At 34.0% G+C, this 23,514-nt stretch carries 21 protein-coding genes; 11 read left to right on the top strand and 10 right to left on the bottom strand.

Annotated elements, in window-relative coordinates:
- Positions 1 to 56 precede the first annotated feature (56 nt).
- From ACIQ2J_RS12445 to panC, 3 genes are read right to left on the bottom strand one after another with little or no spacing between them, the layout of a single operon-like run.
- Complete coding sequence (locus tag ACIQ2J_RS12445; protein ID WP_396170311.1) at positions 57 to 1,016, bottom strand: lysylphosphatidylglycerol synthase transmembrane domain-containing protein; 960 nt, start codon at positions 1,014 to 1,016, stop codon at positions 57 to 59.
- Positions 1,017 to 1,019: 3 nt separating this feature from the next.
- Positions 1,020 to 1,370 carry an aspartate 1-decarboxylase gene (gene panD / locus ACIQ2J_RS12440; protein ID WP_396170308.1) on the bottom strand — a complete coding sequence of 117 codons (351 nt, stop codon included), beginning with the start codon at positions 1,368 to 1,370 and terminating at the stop codon, positions 1,020 to 1,022.
- Positions 1,371 to 1,384: 14 nt separating this feature from the next.
- Positions 1,385 to 2,233: a pantoate--beta-alanine ligase gene (gene panC, locus ACIQ2J_RS12435; RefSeq protein WP_396170306.1), complete on the bottom strand. Its 849-nt coding sequence runs from the start codon at positions 2,231 to 2,233 to the stop codon at positions 1,385 to 1,387.
- Between the two features lie 107 nt (positions 2,234 to 2,340).
- Here panC and ACIQ2J_RS12430 point away from each other — a divergent pair, with 107 nt between their 5' ends.
- From ACIQ2J_RS12430 to ACIQ2J_RS12400, 7 genes are all read left to right on the top strand, one after another.
- Positions 2,341 to 3,144 carry a glycogen/starch synthase gene (locus ACIQ2J_RS12430; protein WP_396170304.1) on the top strand — a complete coding sequence of 268 codons (804 nt, stop codon included), beginning with the start codon at positions 2,341 to 2,343 and terminating at the stop codon, positions 3,142 to 3,144.
- Positions 3,145 to 3,161: 17 nt separating this feature from the next.
- A complete protein-coding gene (locus ACIQ2J_RS12425; RefSeq protein ID WP_396170302.1) occupies positions 3,162 to 4,937 on the top strand; it encodes a DUF4270 domain-containing protein in 1,776 nt (591 codons plus the stop codon).
- A 15-nt stretch (positions 4,938 to 4,952) separates the two neighbouring features.
- On the top strand, positions 4,953 to 6,800 hold the full coding sequence (glmS, locus tag ACIQ2J_RS12420) for a glutamine--fructose-6-phosphate transaminase (isomerizing) (protein ID WP_396170300.1): 1,848 nt from the start codon (positions 4,953 to 4,955) through the stop codon (positions 6,798 to 6,800).
- A gap of 267 nt (positions 6,801 to 7,067) precedes the next feature.
- A complete protein-coding gene (locus ACIQ2J_RS12415) occupies positions 7,068 to 9,968 on the top strand; it encodes a TonB-dependent receptor domain-containing protein (RefSeq protein ID WP_396170298.1) in 2,901 nt (966 codons plus the stop codon).
- Between the two features lie 30 nt (positions 9,969 to 9,998).
- Positions 9,999 to 11,423 (top strand): G-D-S-L family lipolytic protein, encoded by a 1,425-nt coding sequence (locus tag ACIQ2J_RS12410; protein ID WP_396170296.1) that lies wholly within the window; start codon positions 9,999 to 10,001, stop codon positions 11,421 to 11,423.
- A gap of 226 nt (positions 11,424 to 11,649) precedes the next feature.
- The gene (atpD, locus tag ACIQ2J_RS12405; RefSeq protein WP_396170293.1) at positions 11,650 to 13,161 is read left to right on the top strand and encodes a F0F1 ATP synthase subunit beta; all 1,512 of its coding nucleotides are present in this window, start codon (positions 11,650 to 11,652) and stop codon (positions 13,159 to 13,161) included.
- 85 nt (positions 13,162 to 13,246) lie between these two features.
- Positions 13,247 to 13,528 (top strand): F0F1 ATP synthase subunit epsilon, encoded by a 282-nt coding sequence (locus ACIQ2J_RS12400; RefSeq protein WP_396170291.1) that lies wholly within the window; start codon positions 13,247 to 13,249, stop codon positions 13,526 to 13,528.
- A 155-nt stretch (positions 13,529 to 13,683) separates the two neighbouring features.
- On the opposite strand, the gene ACIQ2J_RS12395 is transcribed toward ACIQ2J_RS12400, so the two are convergent.
- Genes ACIQ2J_RS12395 through ACIQ2J_RS12385 form a run of 3 tightly spaced genes read right to left on the bottom strand, consistent with a single transcriptional unit; the run spans position 13,684 to position 14,895 of the window.
- The gene (locus ACIQ2J_RS12395; RefSeq protein WP_396170289.1) at positions 13,684 to 13,848 is read right to left on the bottom strand and encodes a hypothetical protein; all 165 of its coding nucleotides are present in this window, start codon (positions 13,846 to 13,848) and stop codon (positions 13,684 to 13,686) included.
- A gap of 6 nt (positions 13,849 to 13,854) precedes the next feature.
- Positions 13,855 to 14,067, bottom strand: a complete 213-nt coding sequence (locus ACIQ2J_RS12390) for a helix-turn-helix domain-containing protein (RefSeq protein ID WP_396170286.1) — start codon at positions 14,065 to 14,067, stop codon at positions 13,855 to 13,857.
- A gap of 3 nt (positions 14,068 to 14,070) precedes the next feature.
- The gene (locus tag ACIQ2J_RS12385) at positions 14,071 to 14,895 is read right to left on the bottom strand and encodes a DUF2975 domain-containing protein (protein ID WP_396170283.1); all 825 of its coding nucleotides are present in this window, start codon (positions 14,893 to 14,895) and stop codon (positions 14,071 to 14,073) included.
- Positions 14,896 to 15,017: 122 nt separating this feature from the next.
- Between ACIQ2J_RS12385 and ACIQ2J_RS12380 the strand changes: the two genes are divergently transcribed.
- From ACIQ2J_RS12380 to ACIQ2J_RS12365, 4 genes are all read left to right on the top strand, one after another.
- Positions 15,018 to 16,193, top strand: coding sequence for an aminotransferase class I/II-fold pyridoxal phosphate-dependent enzyme (locus tag ACIQ2J_RS12380; protein ID WP_396170281.1), 1,176 nt, complete (start codon positions 15,018 to 15,020; stop codon positions 16,191 to 16,193).
- A 69-nt stretch (positions 16,194 to 16,262) separates the two neighbouring features.
- A complete protein-coding gene (gene bioD / locus ACIQ2J_RS12375; RefSeq protein WP_396170278.1) occupies positions 16,263 to 16,880 on the top strand; it encodes a dethiobiotin synthase in 618 nt (205 codons plus the stop codon).
- 42 nt (positions 16,881 to 16,922) lie between these two features.
- Positions 16,923 to 18,194 (top strand): adenosylmethionine--8-amino-7-oxononanoate transaminase, encoded by a 1,272-nt coding sequence (bioA, locus tag ACIQ2J_RS12370; RefSeq protein WP_396170276.1) that lies wholly within the window; start codon positions 16,923 to 16,925, stop codon positions 18,192 to 18,194.
- A gap of 66 nt (positions 18,195 to 18,260) precedes the next feature.
- Positions 18,261 to 19,415, top strand: coding sequence for a beta-ketoacyl synthase N-terminal-like domain-containing protein (locus tag ACIQ2J_RS12365; RefSeq protein ID WP_396170274.1), 1,155 nt, complete (start codon positions 18,261 to 18,263; stop codon positions 19,413 to 19,415).
- Here ACIQ2J_RS12365 and ACIQ2J_RS12360 read toward each other — a convergent pair.
- The 4 genes from ACIQ2J_RS12360 to ACIQ2J_RS12345 form a co-directional block, all read right to left on the bottom strand.
- A complete protein-coding gene (locus tag ACIQ2J_RS12360; RefSeq protein WP_396170272.1) occupies positions 19,408 to 19,887 on the bottom strand; it encodes a regulatory protein RecX in 480 nt (159 codons plus the stop codon). The two genes, ACIQ2J_RS12365 and ACIQ2J_RS12360, sit on opposite strands and share 8 nt — an antisense overlap.
- Positions 19,888 to 19,901: 14 nt before the next feature.
- Entirely contained in the window at positions 19,902 to 20,987 is a 1,086-nt protein-coding gene (bioB, locus tag ACIQ2J_RS12355) for a biotin synthase BioB (protein WP_396170269.1), read from the bottom strand.
- A gap of 171 nt (positions 20,988 to 21,158) precedes the next feature.
- Positions 21,159 to 21,872, bottom strand: a complete 714-nt coding sequence (gene mtgA / locus ACIQ2J_RS12350) for a monofunctional biosynthetic peptidoglycan transglycosylase (protein WP_396170266.1) — start codon at positions 21,870 to 21,872, stop codon at positions 21,159 to 21,161.
- Complete coding sequence (locus ACIQ2J_RS12345) at positions 21,873 to 22,985, bottom strand: NAD(P)/FAD-dependent oxidoreductase (RefSeq protein WP_396170264.1); 1,113 nt, start codon at positions 22,983 to 22,985, stop codon at positions 21,873 to 21,875.
- Positions 22,986 to 23,514: the final 529 nt, after the last annotated feature.

Below are 23,514 nucleotides of genomic sequence, written 5' to 3'. Positions count from 1 at the left end.
ATAAATTTAGAAATTAAAGTTCTAATAAAAGAGTTTAAAGTCTAGCAAGATAAGAATTATTTTCTATTTAAAATAGGAAGAAATAAGAAGGAAAGCAATCCTAAAATCAAAACTAAAAGCATTTGGGATGTCCAAATAATCCAGCCAAAAGCGGTTCCTATAGGTTCTGCAATTGCGTAAAAAAGCAAGACTTTGGAAGTAAGAAAAGGGTAAGCGCCAAAACCGCTGTTGGTGAAGGCTATGGCAATACTACCTACTACAAATGAGGTTATGATAGCCCCAATAGTAAGTACAGAAGTTTCCGGAAGCGCTTTGGTAGCTACATAATAAGTAAGAATGTACGAACCCCAAATTAATAACGTTTGAAAAAAATAGTTCCACTTTTCTTTCATGTGAACCACACTCAATAAACCTTCTTTTAATCCAGTAATTTTTTCTTTAAAAATAGCAACAATTTTTAGTTTGGAATATTTATAGATTAAAATAAAGGCAATAAAAGCTAGGGTTCCGCCTGCTAAAAGAAGTGCTATTAAATGTAGGGGCATTTTGTCTAAAATGAATGCTTTCACAATTTTAAATTGCAAAACTACTGCTAGCAACATGAAGAATAACAAGAAAAACATATCGATAATTCTTTCGGCAACTATGGTTCCGAAACCTTTATCAAACGGAATGTTGTTGTATTTTTTTACGATAACAGCCCTTGAAATTTCTCCTGATTTTGGAACCGTTAAATTCAATAAATAACCAATATTGACAGCCATGAAATTATTTGCAAAAGTAGATTCATAACCCAAATGGTCTAACATATATTTCCATCGGTATGCCCTGATTGAATTACCAATAAAGCCAATAAAAACAGCTAAAATAACATAGTAGTAATTGGCGTTTTTAAAGTACCCTTCAATTTCGCTTATTTGCGCCTCGGTAAATTTGTTGTATTGGTAGGCAATTATACCTATACCCAAAGCAATAGGAATTATAATAGACAACCATTTACTAAGGTGATTTTTCAAAATTTATTTCAAGGAATTGTCGTTTTCATTAGGAAAAACGAGCCAAGGTTTGAATGTTTTTGCTTCTTCAAAATCTAAAGTAGCATAAGAAATAATGATAATAATGTCGCCTGCATGCACTTTTCGTGCTGCGGGTCCGTTAAGGGTGATTTCACCAGAATTTGCAGCACCTTTTATAGCATACGTTTCAAAACGTTCGCCATTATTGATGTTTACAATAGAAACTTTTTCGCCCTCAATTAGGTTGGAGGCATCCATTAAAGCTTCGTCGATAGTGATACTACCGATATAGTTTAAATCTGCGCCAGTTACTTTAACGCGATGAATTTTTGATTTTACAACTTGAATTTGCATGGGGCAAAGTTAAATTATTTTAGTGAAATAGTATCAATCAATCTTATTTTGTTCAAAAAAACAGCAATAAAAGCACGGTAATCCTTGTTTTCACTTTTGGTTACACAAGGTAATAGCGTTTCTTCGTCGGCAATTTCAAAATATTCTAATTCAAAATCCGGATATTTTTCAAAGGCTTTCGCAACAAAATCGGTCACAATTGCAGCAGATTCTGTGCCAAAAAGTGTTTTTGCCTGATTTAATATTTCAAAAATAATGGAAGCATTTTCTCGTTCTTTTACAGAAAGGCGTTCGTTTCTAGAGCTCATAGCTAAACCATTACTTTCTCTATAAATGGGACATCCGATAATAGTAACTGGAATTTTTTCTTTGGCAACTAGTTTTTTTACAATTTGCAATTGTTGGAAATCTTTCTCGCCAAAATAGGCATTCGTTGGTTTTACAATTTCTAAAAGGCGTTTTACTACTGTACCCACTCCATCAAAATGACCAGGACGGAATTTACCTTCCATTTGATTTTCTAAACCATCAAAACCGTAGTGTTGTGAAGCAGTATTTCCTTCATAAATATCTTCCACCGTTGGAGCATAAACTAGGATTTTATTGGAAACTGTTTTTATTTTTTCTATATCATTTTCTATGGTTCTTGGGTATTTTTCAAGATCCTCAGGATTGTTGAATTGTGTGGGATTTACAAAAATACTAATTACCGTATGGGTGTTATTTTCTATAGATTTATCCAATAGAGATAAGTGCCCAAAATGCAATGCCCCCATGGTTGGTACAAATCCAATAGTAGAATTAGTGTTGGATATACCTTGTAAGTGCTTGTTTAATTCACCTTTGTTATTGAAAATGAGCATGTCTTTCGGATTAAAATAGGGTACAAACTTACTAATTTAGTAAATATCTGCATAAATTTTTGTAGTTTTGCATGTTTTTTATTGCCAATAAGTAAATAAAAGTTTTTATGGAAGACAAGAGGATATTGTATGTATCATCCGAGGTGGTGCCGTATCTGGCTGAGAATGAAGTTTCTCTAATGTCTTATGACGTGCCAAAAATGATTAATGACCAGGGAGGACAGATTAGAATTTTTATGCCTAGGTATGGAAATATTAATGAGAGAAGACATCAATTGCACGAAGTTATTCGCTTATCGGGAATGAATTTAGTGGTAAATGATGTAGATATGCCTTTAATTATAAAGGTTGCTTCCATCCCAAAAGAGAGGATTCAAGTATATTTTATTGACAATGATGAATATTTCAAGAGAAAGGCAACTTTTTCTGATGAAGATGGTGTTTTGTATCCAGATAATGATGAGCGTGCTATTTTCTTTGCAAAAGGAGTAGTAGAAACAGTAAAAAAATTAAATTGGGTACCCGATATTATTCACGTACACGGATGGATGGCTTCAATGCTTCCAGTGTATATGAAACATTTTTATAAAGACGAAGCGTTATTCTCGCAAACTAAAATAGTCACTTCGGTTTACGGACAGTCGTTTGATGGAGCTTTAGACGTTGAAATGATTAATAAAATCAAGTTTGACGGAATTCCAGTTGCTGCTATTTCAGATTTGGAAGTTCCTAATTATGAGAATTTAATAAAAACATCCATAAGTCATTCGGATGCAGTGATTATTGCTTCCGAAAATCTTTCCCCAAGTTTAACAAAATTTATAGAATCTTCCGAAAAACCTTTTTTACCTTTCGCATCGAAAGAAGGGTTTGCGGAGGCTTACACTACTTTTTATAAAAAGATGTTATAATATAATTACAACCAAACATGAAATTGAATTTCTTCCTTAAAACATTTATTGCCCTATTTATAATTGTTTTTATTGCTTCTTGTGACAAAGATGTTAACGAAATTGGCACTGGAATAGTCGGTAATGAGCATTTCGGGATGGACGTAGCCTATTCGGAAGTAGTCGCCTACAACCAAAACTTAGGTCCAGTTCAAAGTAACAATCTACAGGTAAACCAAATTGGATTTTACAATAATCCTGTTTTCGGAAAAACCAAAGCAAGTTTTGTTAGTCAATTAGCACTGGCTTCAGAAAACCCTAAGTTTTATGGTGATCCTAACGAAACCAATATAGCTAGTCCTAATTATATTAAAATAGATTCAGTTTATCTATACGTTCCCTATTTTTCAACTTTTAGTAGCACAAATACGGATACTGGTGATAGTTCCTATACTTTAGATTCGATTAAAGGTTCGGGTAAAATTAAGTTGAGCGTTTACGAATCTACTAAGTTTTTAGAAACTTTAGATCCTGCAACCGGGCTTCAACAACAACAAAAATATTATTCTAACCAACAACCCGATTTTGATGCAAATCATGGTGCGATTAAATTGAATAATGATGATAAAAACATATTTGACCATACCGCGTTAGCAGATAATAGTCAAAATGACGGGTTTGTATTTAGTGAAAAACAAATTAAGTTTTATAAAAAAATTGATGCAAATACTCCCGGATATACAGATGTTGCTGAAAGAATAGCGCCAGGAATGTTTCTTAATTTAGATAAAGATTTTTTCAAAACTAAAATATTTCAAGCCCCAACCGGAAAATTATATAATAATAATGTATTTAAAGATTATTTTAGAGGGTTGTATTTTAAAGTAGAAAATGCTGCTAGTTCACCAGATCAAGGAACATTGGCTATGATGAATTTTTCTAATGGATATATTACAATTGTTTATAAAGAAAAGACATCTCTTACAGATGCTACCATTATCCGAAAAACAATGAAGTTAAATCTTTCAGGAAATACAGTTAATTTATTAAACAATGAAAACACGTTTCCTGGATACGTTACTCCTAATCCAAACACAGGAGACCGAAATCTATTCCTAAAAGGAGGGGATGGATCCATGGCGGTAATTGATTTGTTTAATAAAACAGACGTGAAAGGTTATGATATTAATGGAAATTTAGTAAATACACCAAATAATGTTTCCGATGAATTGGACGATTTAAGAAATCCAGCAGGGGGAAAACAAAAATGGTTAATTAATGAGGCTAATCTAACTTTTTTTATTGCTAAATCAACAATGGCATCTACCCCTGAACCGAACAGAATTTTCTTATACGATTTAAATAATAAGAGACCTCTTATTGATTATTATACCGATTATTCTACAGGGACTATTTCAAAATTTAATAAATTTATTCATGGAGGAATAGTAACAGACCAAAACGGAAAAATTGTAAACGCTAAGATTGGAGAAAAAGGAACTACTTATAAGGTTAATATCACTAATCACATAAGAAATCTAATAAAATTTGGCGGCGTTGGAGTTACTAAAGATTCTACCAACGTTCGATTAGGACTAGTAGTTACTGAAAATATTGGAAATCCCTTTAACGCCTCTTTAAGCTCCCCTTTTAATACCGGAAGTGGTACTAATTCTGTCCAATCTAAATATATCCCAGTGATGTCTGTTGCTAACCCATTAGGGACTGTATTATATGGAAGTAATATTCCATTGGGAGATCCAGATTACAATAAAAGAATTAAATTGGAAATATTTTATACTAAACCTGACTAAATAAACTGTAAATTTATGTGTGGAATTGTAGGATATATTGGACACCGCGAGGCTTACCCTATAGTAATTAAAGGGTTAAAGCGTTTAGAATATAGAGGATACGATAGTGCCGGATTAATGCTTTATGATGGAGAAAATTTAAAGATCTCTAAAACAAAAGGTAAAGTTTCGGATCTAGAAGAAAAATCAGCTTTAGATATTACAACTAATGGAACAATAGGTATAGGTCACACTAGGTGGGCTACCCATGGAGTTCCCAATGATGTTAATTCCCATCCACATGTTTCCAATTCTGGAGATCTTTGTATTGTTCATAATGGCATCATCGAAAATTACGAGCCATTAAAAAAAGAATTAATAAAAAGAGGTTACATTTTTTCTTCGGATACCGATACGGAAGTTTTGGTAAATCTTATTGAGGAAGTTCAGAAAAAAGAAAAATTAAAACTTGGTAAAGCAGTTCAAATCGCCTTGAATCAAGTGGTTGGCGCGTATGCTATATGTGTTTTTGACAAGAAAAAACCCAATGAAATTGTGGTAGCCCGTTTAGGTAGCCCACTAGCAATAGGTGTTGGCGAAAATGAATTTTTCATTGCTTCCGATGCCACCCCGTTTATTGAATATACCTCCAATGCTATTTATTTGGAAGATGAAGAAATGGCAATTGTTCGTATGGATAAGCCATTGAAAATCCGAAAAATTAAAGACGATACGTTAGTAGATCCTTATATTCAGGAATTGCAAATGAACTTAGAGCAAATAGAAAAAGGCGGTTACGACCACTTTATGCTTAAAGAAATTTACGAACAACCTAATGTTATTAAGGATACCTACAGAGGTAGGCTTCACGCCAATACTGGAATTATCCAAATGTCAGGTATTGAGGATAATCTAGAAAAATTCTTAAACGCAGATAGAATATTAATTATTGCCTGCGGTACTTCATGGCATGCAGGTTTAGTTGCCGAATATGTAATTGAAGAATTTGCAAGAATACCCGTTGAGGTTGAATACGCATCGGAATTTAGATACCGAAATCCAATTATAACCAGTAAAGATATTGTCATTGCAATTTCCCAATCGGGGGAAACTGCCGATACTTTGGCAGCAATAAAGTTAGCTAAAGAAAGAGGTGCTTTTGTATTTGGTGTTTGTAATGTGGTAGGATCCTCTATTTCTCGTGAAACCCATGCAGGGGCATATACCCATGCAGGTCCAGAAATTGGAGTAGCTTCTACTAAAGCATTTACAACTCAAATTACGGTTTTAACTATGATAGCGTTGCGTTTGGCTAAAGCCAAAGGAACCCTTACCACCTCTGATTATTTTAGATATTTACAAGAACTAGAATTAATTCCGGAGAAAGTTGCCGAAACCTTAGAAACTAATGAAGTTGCTAAACAAATTGCTACCATATATAAAGACGCTCCCAATTGTCTTTATTTAGGAAGAGGTTATAATTTTCCAGTAGCCTTAGAAGGAGCATTAAAACTTAAAGAAATTTCTTATATTCATGCGGAAGGTTATCCGGCTGCCGAAATGAAACACGGACCAATAGCTTTGATAGATGAAAAAATGCCAGTTATTGTTATTGCTCCAAAACAAGGACATTATGACAAAGTAGTTAGTAATATTCAAGAAATAAAATCCAGAAGCGGAAAAATAATTGCTATTGTTACCAAAGGAGATAGTCAAGTGAAAGAATTAGCGGATCACGTTATTGAAATTCCAGAAACTTCGGATGCTTTGTCTCCATTGTTAACTACAATTCCGTTACAATTATTATCCTACCATATTGCTGTAATGCGTGGTTGTAATGTAGACCAACCAAGAAATTTAGCAAAATCGGTTACGGTGGAGTAATTTCCATTTTTATTTAAAATAAATTAAAGCGAAACTCCTGTTTCGCTTTTTTTGTTTTTATCCTATTTTTTTTAATATTTTGTAAGCAATAACCTATTAAAATTAATTATTTCTCCATTTAGTTAAGAAAAACTTAATAAAACTTGAAATGCGAATTAGTAGTATTGAGGCAATAAAACTGACAATTATTAAAATTTCTCGCTGTTTTTTTAGTAATATAAAAATTATTTGTACTTTGGCTACTTATAACCAACAAAATTAAACCTAATGAAGATTTATTATTTTATTTTGACGTTGTTTTTTTGTGGCATATCCTTTGCGCAAACTTCAATTTCAGGTTCGGTAAAAGACACTAAAAACGAACCAATTCCCGGTGTAAATATTAAAATTGCAGGAGAGTCTTTAGGGGCTATTTCGGATGCAACCGGAAAATTTGTGTTAAAAGCACCTGCTAAACTTCCGTTTACAATTGAAGTTTCTAGTATTGGTTTTACATCACAAAAAGTACAAGTAACTTCACTTTCTAACAAAGTAAATGTAGTTTTACAAAGTGAAGACACTAAACTGGATGATATCGTATTTTCGGCTTCTAGAACTCCAGAGCGAATTAAAGAATCTCCTGTAACCATCGAGAGAATGACAATTAAAGACATTAAGAAATCAGCTTCACCTTCTTTTTACGATGGTTTAGAGAATCTTAAAGAGGTACAAATGAATACTAGTAGTATGTCATTTAAATCCATCAACACTCGTGGTTTTGCAACAGTTTCTAATACTCGTTTTATGCAATTGGTAGATGGAATGGATAATTCTTCACCATTGTTAAATTTCGTTATCGGAAACATGATTGGTATTTCTGAAATTGATGTTCAAAATGTGGAATTACTCCCAGGAGCGTCTTCTGCTTTATATGGCGCCAATGCTTTTAATGGAATATTATTCATGAACAGTAAAAGTCCTTTTACAAGTCAAGGAGTTTCTGCTTATGTAAAGTATGGTCAAACGAATCAAAAAGCCGCTGGTGTAAATGATTATGTTGATTATGGTGTTAGAGTTGCACATGCATTTAATAAAAACTTTGCAGCTAAAGCAAACTTTACATTCATGAAAGGTACCGACTGGTTTGCTACCGATTATAGAGATAAAGATCTAACAAATAATGTAGGATTAGATAGAAAATATTACAATTACGATGGTATTAATGTTTACGGTGATGAAGCGACTACTAATATCAAGGAGGTTGGAAATGCCTTAGTTTTATTGGGAGCTATTTCCCCAGCTCAAGCATCTGTTTTACCAAATTACAATGTTAGTAGAACTGGATATAACGAGGTTGATTTGACAGATAATAAAGTAAAAAATGCAAAGATTGATTTTTCACTTCATTTTAAACCATGGGCAAACGATACAGAAATTATTTGGCAAAGTAAATTTGGATTCGGAAATACCGTTTATCAAGGTGCAAATAGATATTACTTAAATGGATTCTTTATGCAACAACATAAATTAGAAGTTAAAGGTAAAAACTTCTTCGTTAGAGGATATTTTACAACTGAAGATGGTGGAAATTCTTACGACATGTTGTTTACAGGGCTTAATGTTAACAGACAATGGAAAGCAGATAATGTTTGGTTTGGTCAATATGCTGGAGCTTATATTCAATCTACTCTATTAAACGGAGCAACTCCTGATCAAGCGCACGCATTTGCTAGAAATGTAGCAGATACAGGAAGATTGATTCCTGGAACAGATGCTTTTAAAGCTGCTTTTAATAAAGTAATTTCAGATCCAGATGTATTGGTAGGTTCTAAACTTGTTGATAATTCTCACATGTACCATTCGGATGCAAATTATAATTTTAAAGACATAGTAAAATTTGCAGATATTCAAGTTGGTGGATCTTTCCGATTATTTGAACTAAACTCACAAGGAAGAATTTATACCGATTTAAATAGTCAAATTAACTACAATGAGTATGGAGCATATACTCAAATTCAAAAGAAATTAATGGAGGATAGATTAAAATTAACTGGGTCTATTCGTTATGACAAAGCAAAAAACTTTGATGGTAATTATTCTCCTAGATTATCTGCGGTTTACTCTGCAGGATCTCAAAAAAATCACACGTTTAGAGGATCATTTCAAACTGGTTTCCGTAACCCTTCTACCCAAGATCAATATATTGGATTTAATGTAGGAAGTGCTGTATTAGTTGGTTCAGCTCCTGATAATTTAGATAGATTTTCTGAAATTAGAGGAGGCGGAGGTTTCTTCGGAAGCATTTCATCTACAGGTCAAGCAATATTAACTGCTTTAAACGGAACTCCAACATCAACGGTACGATTAACCGGGAATGATGCTTATTTTAATTCCTACACTGTTGCTTCTGTAAAAGAGTTTGCAGCATACGCTAAAGCAAATCCAACAGATTTACCTGGAGCAGCAGCTAAGTTAAAAAAATCTACAGCTAGTTATGTTAAACCAGAAGAAGTTAGAGCAATTGAATTAGGGTACAGAGGACAAATAGGTAAATTATCTTATGATATTAATGGATACTATAATATTTATACCAACTTCATTGGAAATTTAACAGTTCTTTCGCCTTATTATGGAAAAACAAGTGAAACTTTTGATTTTGCTCAAGGTGCACCTAACTATATTTCTAACCCAGCAGTTCAATCTTTATTAGCAATTACAAATGGAGATACTAGAGCGTACCAATTATACACTAATACCGATATAAAAATCAATTCGTTAGGTTTTGGTTTAGGTCTTTCTTATAAACTACCTAAAAATTTCGAAATCGGAGCTAATTACAACTATGCACAATTTGATTTTGATCAAGCAAAAGACCCTAGTTTTGAAGCAGGATTTAATACACCTAAACACAGAGTAAAAGCTTCTATTGGAAACGAAAAATTATTTAAAAACTTTGGTTTTAATGTTAGCGGAAGATGGAATCAGGAATACTTATGGCAATCTACTTTTGCTGATGGTATGATTGATGCAGCTACAGTAATAGATGCACAAATAAACTATTCTTTACCAAAATTAAAATCGGTACTTAAATTAGGAGCTACCAATCTTGGAGGAAAAGAATACCAACAAGTTCTTGGTGCTGGGTTAATTGGTCAACAATACTTTGCTTCTTTAACTATCAACCCATAATTTTCAATAATAATATATAATTAAACTATTATGATAAAAAATTTCAAATGGCTATTACTGGTTTCATTAACCTTTGTAGCTTGTAATAATGATGATGAAGTTACAACAAAACCAAATTCATCAGACGGATTGCCACTTACTGCAGGTAGTGCAGATTTTTCAAAGTATGTTGCTTTAGGCGATTCTTTTGCAGCAGGATTTAGCGATAACGCACTTTTTATCGAAGGGCAAAAAACTTCTTATCCAAATATAATGGCCCAACAATTTGCAACTGTTGGTGGGGGTGTATTTACAAACCCATTCATGGCGGATAATATTGGTGGATTTGCAGGAAGTACAATTTATGGTCCAAGATTATATTTTACAGGTGATTCGGCGTCTCCTTTAGCATTAGTTGCAGGTTCTTCTTCAACTTCAATAACTGCAAAACTTACAGGTTTGTACAATAATATGGGTATTCCTGGAGCAAAAGTTGGCGATTTAGATATGCCAGGATATGGAAGTTCGTTAGGAAATCCATATTTCACAAGATTTGCATCAACACCTATGGCAACAATTGTTGATGATGCAGTTGCACAAATTCCAACATTCTTCTCTTTGTATATTGGTGGAAATGATGTTTTAGGATATGCAACAGCAGGAGGAACTGGAGCAGGACCAACAGCACCAGCAGTTTTTGATACTAAATATGCTGGATTGATTAATAAATTAACAGCTGGTGGAAGAAAAGGTGTAGTAGGGAATTTACCTTATGTAAATACACTACCGTTTTTCACTACCGTTCCGGTTAATGCAATTACATTAAATGCGGGTCAAGTATCGGCTTTAAATAGCGGATATTCATCGTATAATACGGCTTTGGCAGGATTAGCTACAGCTGGTGTAATTAGTCAAGCAGAAAAAACGGCAAGAACAATCACATTTGTAGTAGGACAAAATACACCAGTTATTATTGATGAGTTTTTAGCAACAGATTTAACAGTTATAAATCCGGCTTTAGTTAAAATGCGTCAAGCTACCGCAGCAGATTATTTATTATTAAGTGCAGGTGGAGCTTCAACTCAAGCACATCTTCAAGCAGGTGGCGGCACATCTACTCCGTTAGCGGATAAATGGGTTTTAAGTGCTGGTGAGGCCAACGAAATTAAAGTAGCAACCGATGCTTATAACGCTACTATTGAAGCTACGGCCACTACAAAAGGTTTAGCATTTGCTAATTTAAAATCTGTAATGAATGAGTTAATTACCCCATCAGGTATTACAGCAAATGGATTTACTTTAAAATCACAATTTATTTTTGGCGGAGCATTTTCTTTAGATGGTGTTCATCCTTCTCCTAGAGGATATGCCTTAATTGCAAATAGCTTTACAGCAGCAATTAATTCAAAATATGGCTCTAATATGGCACCCGTTAGTTTTGGAGATTATAGAATATTATTTCCATCAGTTTTATAATAACTTACATTATATACTAAAAAACCATCAACTTCTGTTGGTGGTTTTTTAGTATATAGTGTATAGATTTATGGATGATTAACAAGTGCCATCGAAAAAAAGTCAAAAAATTCATAAAAAAATAGCTTTTTGCTATTGATTTTCTATTTATAAAAATTATCTTTGCACTCTGAAAAAAGACATCATTTTTTCATTTCTAATACGCTATTAAATAAATACATAAGCAATGTCAAAAGCAATAGGAAAAGTTTCTCAAATCATCGGGCCAGTAGTTGACGTAGTATTCAATACTAAAGACGCTGAATTACCAAAAATTTACGATTCATTAGAAATCACTAAAAAAGACGGTACTCTATTAATATTAGAAGTACAATCACACATTGGTGAAGATACGGTTCGTACCATCTCTATGGATTCTACAGACGGATTAAGCAGAGGTACAGATGTAGTTTCTACTGGAAATCCAATTCAAATGCCAATCGGCGCAGATGTTTACGGACGTTTGTTTAACGTAATTGGAGATGCAATTGATGGTTTAGGAAATTTACCAAAAACTGGAGAAAACGGAATGTCTATTCACCGTACTGCTCCAAGATTTGAAGATTTATCTACCTCTTCCGAAGTTTTATTCACTGGTATCAAAGTAATCGATTTAATTGAGCCTTACTCTAAAGGGGGTAAAATTGGATTGTTTGGTGGTGCTGGAGTAGGTAAAACAGTATTGATTCAAGAGTTAATTAACAATATCGCAAAAGGTCACGGGGGTCTTTCTGTATTCGCAGGAGTAGGAGAAAGAACACGTGAAGGAAATGACTTACTTCGTGAGATGTTAGAGTCAGGAATTATAAAATACGGGGACGAATTCATGCACTCTATGGAAAATGGAGGATGGGATTTATCTAAAGTAGACAAACCAGGAATGAGAGAGTCTAAAGCTACTTTCGTTTTCGGACAAATGAATGAGCCTCCTGGAGCTAGAGCACGTGTGGCTTTATCAGGATTATCTATTGCAGAATACTTCCGTGATGGAGCAGGTTCTGACCAAGGAAAAGACGTTCTTTTCTTCGTAGATAATATCTTCCGTTTTACACAAGCAGGTTCTGAGGTTTCAGCTCTTTTAGGTCGTATGCCATCTGCAGTAGGATACCAACCAACATTAGCAACCGAAATGGGAGCGATGCAAGAACGTATTACTTCTACTAAAAAAGGTTCTATTACATCAGTACAAGCGGTTTACGTACCTGCGGATGATTTAACCGATCCAGCACCAGCAACCACTTTTGCTCACTTAGATGCAACAACTGTATTGTCTCGTAAAATTGCCGAATTAGGTATCTATCCAGCGGTTGACCCGTTAGATTCTACTTCTAGAATCTTAACGCCTCAAATCTTAGGAGATGAGCATTACGACTGTGCACAAAGAGTAAAAGAAATCCTTCAAAAATACAAACAACTTCAAGATATCATCGCTATCCTTGGTATGGAAGAGTTGTCGGAAGAAGATAAATTATCTGTATCTAGAGCTCGTAGAGTTCAAAGATTCTTATCACAACCATTCCACGTAGCAGAACAATTTACCGGATTGAAAGGGGTTTTAGTTGACATTAAAGATACCATCAAAGGATTCAATATGATCATTGACGGTGAATTAGACCACTTGCCAGAAGCAGCTTTCAACCTTAAAGGAACTATTGAAGAAGCTATCGAAGCAGGAGAAAAAATGTTAGCCGAAGTATAATTGAGTTTGGAGTCAGAAGTCAGAAGCTAGAAGTTAAAACTTCATCTTCCAACTTCCAACTTCCATCTTCTAACTATAAAAAATTATGATTTTAGAAATAGTATCACCAGAAGCTACATTATTTAAAGGCGAAGTAACATCGGTTTCTTTACCAGGTGTAGATGGTTCTTTTCAAATATTGAATAACCACGCACCAATAGTATCCATTTTAAAACAAGGAACTGTAAAAATTACAGCAGCAAGTTTTAATTTCCAAAAAGAAGTAGCAGATAAATTCACCAAAGTAAACGATCAAAACTTCAATCTAGAAATTGCATCTGGAACTATTGAAATGAAAGACAATAAAGTAATTGTATTAGCCGACTAAGTCAATGCAACATAAAACTATAAAGCCAAGCAGTAATGTTTGGCTTTTTTTATTCCCCTCCTTTGGAGGGGTGCCCAGAGGGCGGGGTGGTTTTTTCGAATGCTATTTATAAGAACAGCAAACCAAAGAACCTTTCTCTTTTTAAGGTTTTATATTTATTTTTTAAGAGATTGGATAACCATTGTAGCTAATACATACACTTCAATAGTTAAGCCGGTAATCATTACGTATTGGGATAAATTATTACCGTTAATCTTTAGTAGGGCCCCAATAACAACTAGTACCATTCCTACTATCAATAGGATTAAATGTTTCTTCATAGGTGCTTATTTTATTTCGTTTACAAATTCTAATATATCTCCAGGTTGGCATTCTAATATGTCACAGATAGCTTCCAGAGTGGAAAATCGTACTGCCTTGGCTTTTCCGGTTTTTAAAATGGAAAGATTTGCCGTAGTAATACCAATTTTTTCTGCTAATTCGTTGGATCGCATTTTGCGTTTAGCCAACATCACATCTAGGTTTAAAATAATTGGCATAATCTAAATTGTTAATTCGTTTTCTTGTTGAATGTTATATCCATAAGTTATAAGTTTGGCTAATACAATTAAACATAATCCTAAAAATAAGATTTCTAAATTATATTCAACTTCAGTATACAATGTCATAAAACTAAAATTTGAATTTACAAATGATGGAATATAATGTTCAAATTCAATTCTTGTTATAAATTGTTTTATAATTATGCTTATAATCATTCTTGCAACTTGATAAGCTATTAATGAGTATCCAATGATTTTAATTCGTTTATTTAATAGTTTGTTAAAAATGAAATTGTCTTTTAATCGTTTAAATATTTCTTTTAATTGATATAAAACAAACAATAAAAGAATTATTGATAAATAGCTTTTAATTGTTAAAATAGCTTTAAAAAAATAATCTTTAGGATTTAATACAATTTCTATTTCTGAATCCAGATCCTGAATTCTTATCTTATTGAATTTTTTTTGAGTATCTTCAAAATCATTATAGATGGTAGTTTTATTTATTTGATAAACCTTTTTAAGCTTTTTATCTAATTTTATTTTTTTAAAATTATTATTCCACCCTTTAACATCAGAATTTGAAGTAGACCCACTGATATTATACCCTTTGTATATAATAGTTGTGTCAGGAATTCTAAATTGAATTCGTGCTGCAATAGGATAGCCTTTTGAATGATGTGCTGTAGTTCCTAAATTTCCAATTTTCCCATTCTTTGTAAATAAATCAAAAATTAAAAAATTTAAAGAAAATAATGATACAAAAACAAAAGAAATAATTGAAATACCATACAACCTACTCGCTAATTTATATTTTATTTTCATAATTAAATTAATTAAGTTCATTACAAATATATAAAAATTATTGATAAACAATAATTAAACATTAAAAAACAACTATTTTATTAAAATAATTATCTCCCTCAGATTTTCTATATTTGTACATCATGAAACTTTCCCCAACAGCACTTACCCAAAAACTCCAAAAACGTGAAGCAAGCAACGCCTTACGGAAGTTGCCAGTTTCTAAAGGGTTAATCGATTTTGCTTCCAATGATTATTTAGGTTTTGCTCATTCTGAAGAAATTTTTAATGAAACGCACGAGTATCTTTTGCAAAATAATATAAAAGCGAATGGTGCAACTGGATCCAGATTAATTTCGGGCAACCATAATTTATATGCTATTACCGAAGATTTCATTGCCAATTTTCATCAATCCGAAACAGCATTGATTTTTAATTCGGGATACGATGCCAACGTTGGATTTTTTAGTTCCGTGCCTCAACGCTCTGATGTTATTTTGTATGATGAATTATGCCATGCCTCCATCCGTGACGGAATTACGATGAGCAATGCCAAATCCTTCAAATTCCAACATAATAACCCAGACGATTTAGAACGAATACTTTTAAAACTCAGTACCCAAAACCCAGAACCCAAAACCCAGAACCCAGAACCCAGAACCCTATACCTAGTCACCGAAAGTGTTTTTTCTATGGATGGCGATTGTCCTAATCTAGAAGAATTAGTAAAAATATCCAAAAAATACCATTGCAATTTAGTGGTGGATGAAGCCCATGCCTTAGGCGTTTTTGGAGATTCCGGACAAGGATTAGTCCAAAGTTTAGACTTGCAAGACAAAGTATTCGCAAGAATAATGACCTTTGGCAAAGGATTAGGTTGTCATGGTGCTGCTATTTTAGGCAGTGCAGAATTAAAAAGTTATTTAGTAAACTTTGCCCGAAGTTTTATATATACCACGGGTTTGTCGCCACATTCGGTTGCTACAATATTAGTTGCCTACCAGCATTTGGAAACAGAAAAAGTGGCAATGGAAAACCTAAAACGCAACATTCAATTTTTTAATCAAGAGAAAATGCAACGCGGTTTGAAGCCACTATTTGTCTATAGCAAATCGGCCATTCAATGCGCTATAATTCCAGGTAATGAAAAAGTAAAATCTATTGCAAATCAATTACAAGAAAATGGATTTGATGTCAAAGCCATACTATCGCCAACCGTTCCTGAAGGGCAAGAGCGTTTGCGGTTTTGTTTGCATTCCTATAATTCTGATGAAGAAATCTCGGACGTGCTAAAACTACTTTCAGCTTTTGTATTCTAATTGCTATTAAATACAATTACCTTGTGAACTTTGCGATTTCTTTGCGAACTTTGCGGTTAAATAAAAACTATGAAACTATTCATCACAGGAATCGGTACCGACGTTGGTAAAACCATTACTTCTGCAATAATTACGCAAGCACTAGAAGCTGATTATTGGAAACCTATCCAAGCCGGAGATTTGGATAATTCCGATAGTAACAAAATTCAAAGATATATATCCAACGATAAAACTATAATTCACCCAAACAGCTATAAACTCAACACCCCTGCAAGTCCGCATGTGGCAGCCGCAATAGATGGAATCACCATCGATGTAAAGCAAATTCAAGAACCCGCAACTACCAATCACTTAGTTATTGAAGGGGCTGGAGGTGTTTTTGTTCCACTAAACGATCAGGATTGTATTATTGATTTAATTCAAAAAGACTACAAAGTAATCTTGGTTTCTCGCCATTATTTAGGCAGTATCAACCATACCTTATTGACTTTTGAAGCCTTAAAAAACAGAAATATTACTTTAGCCGGAATTATATTTTCAGGAGAGGAGAACAAGGCTTCCGAAGAAATTATATTAGCCAAAACCAAAGCCAAATTTATTGGAAGAATTGCAGAAGAACCTTATTTTGATGCCAATGTAATTCAACAATATGCAGATGATTTTCGAGAAAACTTACTAATACTGTAGATTCTGAAATCAAAATTCGTTAATCTGAAATCAACAATCCCAATGAACTTATCCCAAAGAGACAAAATACACAACTGGCATCCCTACACGCAACACAAAACCGCAGCTAATTTTCCTGCAATCGTAAAAGGAAAAGACGCCTTATTATGGGATGAAAACGGCAAAGAATACATTGATGCCATTGCATCGTGGTGGGTAAATCCGTACGGGCATTCCAATAAGTTTATTGCCGATGCAATTTACAAGCAGCTTACTTCTTTAGAACACGTTCTGTTTGGCGGATTCACACACGAACCTGCCGTAGTACTGTCCGAAAAATTAATGGAAATTTTACCTTCCAATCAAAAGAAAATCTTCTATTCCGATAATGGCTCTACCGCTGTAGAAGTTGCAATAAAAGTAGCATTACAATTTAATTATAATAAAGGAATTACTAAAACCAAAATCATTGCATTTGAGGATGCTTTTCATGGAGACACCTTCGGAGCTATGGCTGCCAGCGGAATTTCCTTTTATACCCAAGCATTTCAAGGATCACTTTTGGAAGTGGTTCGAGTGCCTATTCCCACAGCTGGAAACGAAGAAAAAGCATTACAAGTATTACAAGACTTATTGGCGACAAATGAATATGCAGCTTTTATTTTTGAACCCTTAGTTTTAGGTGCAGCCGGAATGGTAATGTATTCGCCAGAAGTTTTAGATAAAATGATTGCGTTATGTAAAGACCATTCTGTTTTTACCATTGCCGATGAAGTCATGACGGGATTTGGCAAAACTGGAAAAACATTTGCAACCGATTATTTAATAAATAATCCTGACATGATGTGCTTGTCTAAAGCCTTAACAGGTGGCACCATCCCAATGGCAATTACCACTTTTACGCAAGAAATTTACGACGGATTTTACGATGACGATGTCAACAAAGCGTTATTTCACGGACATACATTTACGGCTAACCCAACCGGTTGTGCAGCTGCTTTAGCAAGTTTGGAATTGTTGCAAACACCCGAAATGCAAGCAAACCTAAAGCGCGTGAACCAAAGCCATTTGGAATTTGAAAATAAAATTAAATCCCATCCCAAAGTAAAAACCACGCGAGTTCTCGGAGTGATATTTGCATTAGAAATAAAAACCAGTTCGGAAGAAAGTTATTACGGTACCCTTCGAAATAAGCTCTATAATTTCTTTATTGAAAACGGCGTTATTCTTAGGCCCGTAGGCAATATTGTTTATGTTTTACCGCCCTACATCACGCCCAATAATCAATTGCAAAAAGTATATCAAACTATTGAAAACGCATTAGAAATAGTGTAATTTTGTAGCCATAAAAATCCGTCAAAATCTGCGTTTGAAAATCGGTTTCATCCGCGTTCCAATTCCATGAAACAAAAAATAGCCATAACAGCATTAGCATCCATTTCCCCTTTAGGAAAAACTTCTGAAGCAATTTGGCAAAATTATCTAACCAACCAATCCTTAATTTCCCAAAAAGATTTTAACGGACAATCCCAATATATTGCCACTATCCCAAAGGAATTAAGAATAGAACTGGAAACGTTAAGATTATCCGATACTAAATATAAAGCATTAGACGAAACCGTTTTACTAGCCATTTTTGTATCCCGAGAAGCCATACAAAATGCAGGTTGGGAAGCTGGAGACGACTTCGGAATCAATATTGGTTCCTCTAGAGGTGCCACGCAATTATTTGAAAAATACCACCAAGAATTTCTAGAAACTGGGCGAACCGCAACACTTGCATCGCCAACTACTACTTTAGGAAATATATCTTCTTGGGTAGCCCACGATTTAAAAAACAACGGTCCCGAAATTTCCCATTCTATAACCTGTTCCACCGCCTTACACGCCATTTTAAACGCTGTAGCTTGGTTACAATCGGGTATGGCAACTAAGTTTTTGGTTGGAGGAAGTGAAGCGCCATTAACGGCTTTTACTTTAGCACAAATGCAGGCCTTGAAAATATATGCCAAAGAAGCGTCGGAATTTCCGTGTAGAGCATTCGATTTGAATAAAACCAAAAATTCTATGGTTCTTGGCGAAGCTGCTGCAGTGGCTTGTTTAGAACTTGGAGAACAGGAAAATGCCTTAGCTTATATTGAAGGAATTGGTTATGCCACGGATGACATCGAACACAATATCTCTATTTCAGACGAAGCCAATTGTTTTCAAAAATCCATGAAAATGGCATTGCAGAATACCAATTTAGAAGAAGTAGATGCCATTGTTATGCACGCTCCAGGAACCTTAAAAGGCGATACTTCCGAATATAAAGCGATTCAAAAAGTATTTGGAGAAAATCCTCCGATGCTTACTACCAATAAATGGAAAGTTGGCCACACTTTTGGTGCATCCGGAATGTTGAATGTGGAATTAGCCATCCTAATGATGCAGCACAATCAATTCATAGGAGTACCATTTGCTGAAAAGCAAATCCCTAGAAAAAACATCCGTAAAGTTTTGATAAATGCAGTTGGATTTGGAGGAAATGCAGTGAGTATTTTATTGTCTAAATAGATTTTTCTAATTGCTTTAGCTTTGCATAAATCATATCGCTTTCCCAACCTTTTCGGAGTAGATAATCACAAAATTTCTTTCTTTTTTTAGACGAATCTCTTTCGGGTAGTGTCTCCCAATGTTTTTCTGATAAAGTTTCGAATGTTGTTTCGTATTCTTCCATCGGAATTTCTTTTAATCCTTTAATGATTAAATAGTCGGAAATTCTTCGGGCTTTTAATTCGTTTTTAATTCGAATCTTTCCCCATTTTTTTTGGTGGAATTTACTAATTGCGAAAAGGGATGCAAATCGTTCTTCATTTAAAAAATTAGTATCAATTAAATGAACAATAACTCGTTCTTTATCTATGGATGCAATAGCAAAACCGCGCAGTTTTTCTTGTACTTCTGCATGACATCGTTCTTGGTAAGAGCAATAACTTTCCAACTTTTGAATAACTTCAGAAACCGAACTGGTGGATTTTGAATTCAATATTAAAAGAGATTTTATTTTCCTTTTACTGAAGCTTCTAGATTTTTTTCAATTTTATGTTCTGGTCGAGACCATTTTGGTTTTTCTCCTAAAGATTGAAATTGGGAATCTTCTGCTTCAACCGTTTTTGGTTGCATTAGTTTAATGAATGGTTTTTGTGCCTTTAACCCTAAAGTTTCAAACATTTTCATGTCGTCATTAACATCTGGGTTTGGAGTAGTCAATAATTTATCGCCAGCAAAAATAGAATTTGCTCCAGCAAAGAAACACATTGCTTGTCCTTCACGGCTCATTTCATTTCTACCTGCCGAAAGGCGTACTTGCGTTTCTGGCATTACAATTCTGGCAGTTGCAACCATTCGAATCATTTCCCAAATTTCAACGGGTTTTTCATTTTCCATCGGAGTCCCTTCTACAGCTACTAAAGCATTGATAGGCACCGATTCGGGCTGTGGATTTAAGGTAGAAAGTGCAACTAGCATTCCTGCACGGTCTTCTATACTCTCCCCCATTCCGATAATTCCACCACTACAAACGGTAACGTTCGTTTTTCGAACATTATCTATTGTTTGCAAACGGTCTTCAAATCCACGGGTAGAAATAACTTCTTTATAATATTCTTCTGAGGTATCTAAGTTGTGGTTGTAAGCATACAAGCCAGCTTCTGCTAAACGATGTGCTTGGTTTTCGGTAAGCATTCCAAGGGTGCAACACACTTCCATTTCCAATTTATTGATGGTACGAACCATTTCAAGAACTTGGTCAAACTCTGGGCCATCTTTCACATTTCGCCAAGCGGCACCCATACAAACACGAGAAGACCCACTAGATTTTGCTCGTAAAGCTTGTGCTTTAACTTGACTAACACTCATTAAATCGTTTCCTTCAATATCGGTATGGTAACGAGCTGCTTGTGGGCAATAGCCACAATCTTCAGGACATCCACCAGTCTTTATAGACAATAAGGTAGATACTTGAACAACATTAGGATCGTGTTGTTGTCTATGTATTGTTGCTGCTTCATACATCAAATCCATTAAGGGTTTGTTGTAAATTGCTATAATTTCTTCTTTGGTCCAGTTATGTTTGATAGTGCTCATAAGATGCAAATTTTAATGCTTCAAAAGTAGTTAATTACTTTGTAACATACAATGATTAGTAAGGTGCTAATCATGGAAACAACAGTTAAATTAATAGAAAAGTTAAAACGACTTCAATGTACTATAGTAATAGAGGACAAATAAATTAGCAATCCTTTATAAAACTAGAGGTTAGTATTTAATTTTACCAATGTGGCGCATGGTTTGCAAAATTTTCCCTTTTCTTTTTTCTATATATGCAGAAGAATTGGAAGCTTTAAATTTTCTAGGATTCGGTAAAATTGCTGCTATACCTGCCGCTTGTTTTTTAGTCAAACTATTTGCCTCGGTTTTATACCAATAATTCGCTGCCGCTTGAACGCCGTAAACCCCTTCTCCCATTTCAATGGAATTTAAGTACACTTCCATAATACGTTCTTTTCCCCAAACAATTTCGATTAGAATAGTGAAATAAGCTTCCAGTCCTTTTCGGATATAACTTCGCCCTTGCCACAGAAAAACATTTTTTGCCGTTTGTTGCGAAATAGTGCTGCCGCCTTTAATTTTTTTGCCTCTTTCATTATTCTTAAATGCTTTTTGCATTGCCGTAAAATCAAAACCATGGTGGGTTAAAAAAGTGCCGTCTTCACTAGCAATAACCGCCTTTTGCATGTTAGTAGCTATTTCTTCTAAAGGCACCCAATTGTGGCTGCAAGTCATTTCTTTTCCTGCAAATTTTTGTTCTATTGCTCGTGTTACCATCAAAGGTGTGAATGGAACTGGAACCCATTTGAATAATAATACAAAAAAGAAGGAAATTCCTAAAAACCAAAGAAAAGCTTTCCAGAGAAAGGTTTTTAATTTTTGAAAAAAAGTCCGGTTGGATTTGTTTTTTGTTGCTGCCATTTATATTAAATCTGCTAATTCTTTACCTATTAAACTTCCTATTGCTACACCCATTCCGCCCAAGCGTACTCCGCAATAAACATTTTCAGATAGTTGGGATACTATTGGATTTTTATGGGAACCTATTCCCATAATGCCACTCCATCTATGAGCAATTTTGTATTCTTGATTTGGTAAAATTACATTTTTTAACAAGTCTTCCAATTTATTCTGAATTTTTTCTGTTTGCGATAAATCGGTGGTGGTTTCTCCTTCAAAATCTAAATTTCTTCCTCCACCAAGTAGAATCCGATCTTCAAAATTTCTAAAATAATAATAGCCTTTATCTAAATGAAAGGTTCCTTTAATATCTAAATTAGGAATGGGCTCGGTAATTAATACTTGAGCGCGCGCGGGTTTCACCGCATTATTTGTTAAAGAACTGGCAAAACCATTGGTAGCAAAAAGTAGTTTATTGGTAGAAAATGCAAAATCATTTACAACCAATTCTACCGAATTATTCTTGTCTGTAAAAGACGTAACTTTCGCTTGATTTAAAATCAATATATCTTTCGAAATAGCTTCTTTTAGTAAGGCTTGCATCATAGTTCCAGTGTCAATTTGTGCTTCAAACGGATTGAAAATAGTGTATTCTTTTATGTTTGCAAATGCAAAACGATCTATTTCTTTAGAAAAAACATCCGACCTAAAAAGCGGTCTTAAAATGTCATTTAATAATGGAAGTTTTTGCAAACATTCGTTGTAAGTAGCATCGTCTTCTTTTAAAAATAATTCATATCCACCGTAAGGTTTGAAATCTAAAGTGGCATCACCAAGCCTTTTTCGTAGTAATTGGAGTCCATCCCAACGTTTTTGAACCAATTGAATTACTTCTTCTTCAGAATGGGATTTTAAATCATCAATAATTTCAGACAAACTTCCAAAACAAGCAAATCCCGCATTTTTGGTGCTTGCTCCTTGAGGTAAAATTCCTTTTTCTAGGATTAATATCTTACTTTCTGGAAATCGTGCTCGCAATTGCAAAGCACAATGCAATCCAACAATACCACTGCCAACAATGGTAAAATCGACAGAAGTAAACCAATTTTTTATTTCCCAATAACTTAGTTGCATTGTAATTTGTTTATTGTAAATGTACTATTTTTCAATAATTAACACCAATACTATCCTTAAAAATTGTTTTGCATTTTCTACATGCACCTTTGTTAATAGATTTCTTATCATTGTTGTCCGATAAAACTAACTATTTGCTTTGTTAAGTCTTACAAATAGTACGAAATTTTAGACTCAACTTAATTTTTATATATTCTCGCTAAGATACAAAGTCGCAAAGAACTCAGATATAAACTGCGACTTCGCGCCTTTGCGAGAAAAAACATATAATGTTTTTAGCAATAAATATTTTAATCGGACAATAATGATTTCTTATTTATTTTTAAATTACAAATTAGGTCATTTATAATTTAAACCCTCGTTTGTTTATGTAAACATCGTATCTTTGGCGATTGAAATAGTAAACAATTGTTAAAATTTTAAACTTGAACCAAGTTGAACCAAAATAATAATAATTTAATGCAGTAATTTGTAATAATTATTTCAATTACTAATTAGTAATCAAATTATCCAAAAAAACATTGAAAAC

Origin of the sequence: Flavobacterium sp., assembly GCF_044357305.1 — a bacterium.
Taxonomy (GTDB): Bacteria; Bacteroidota; Bacteroidia; order Flavobacteriales; family Flavobacteriaceae; genus Flavobacterium.
This window is presented reverse-complemented; position numbering and strand designations above follow the sequence as displayed.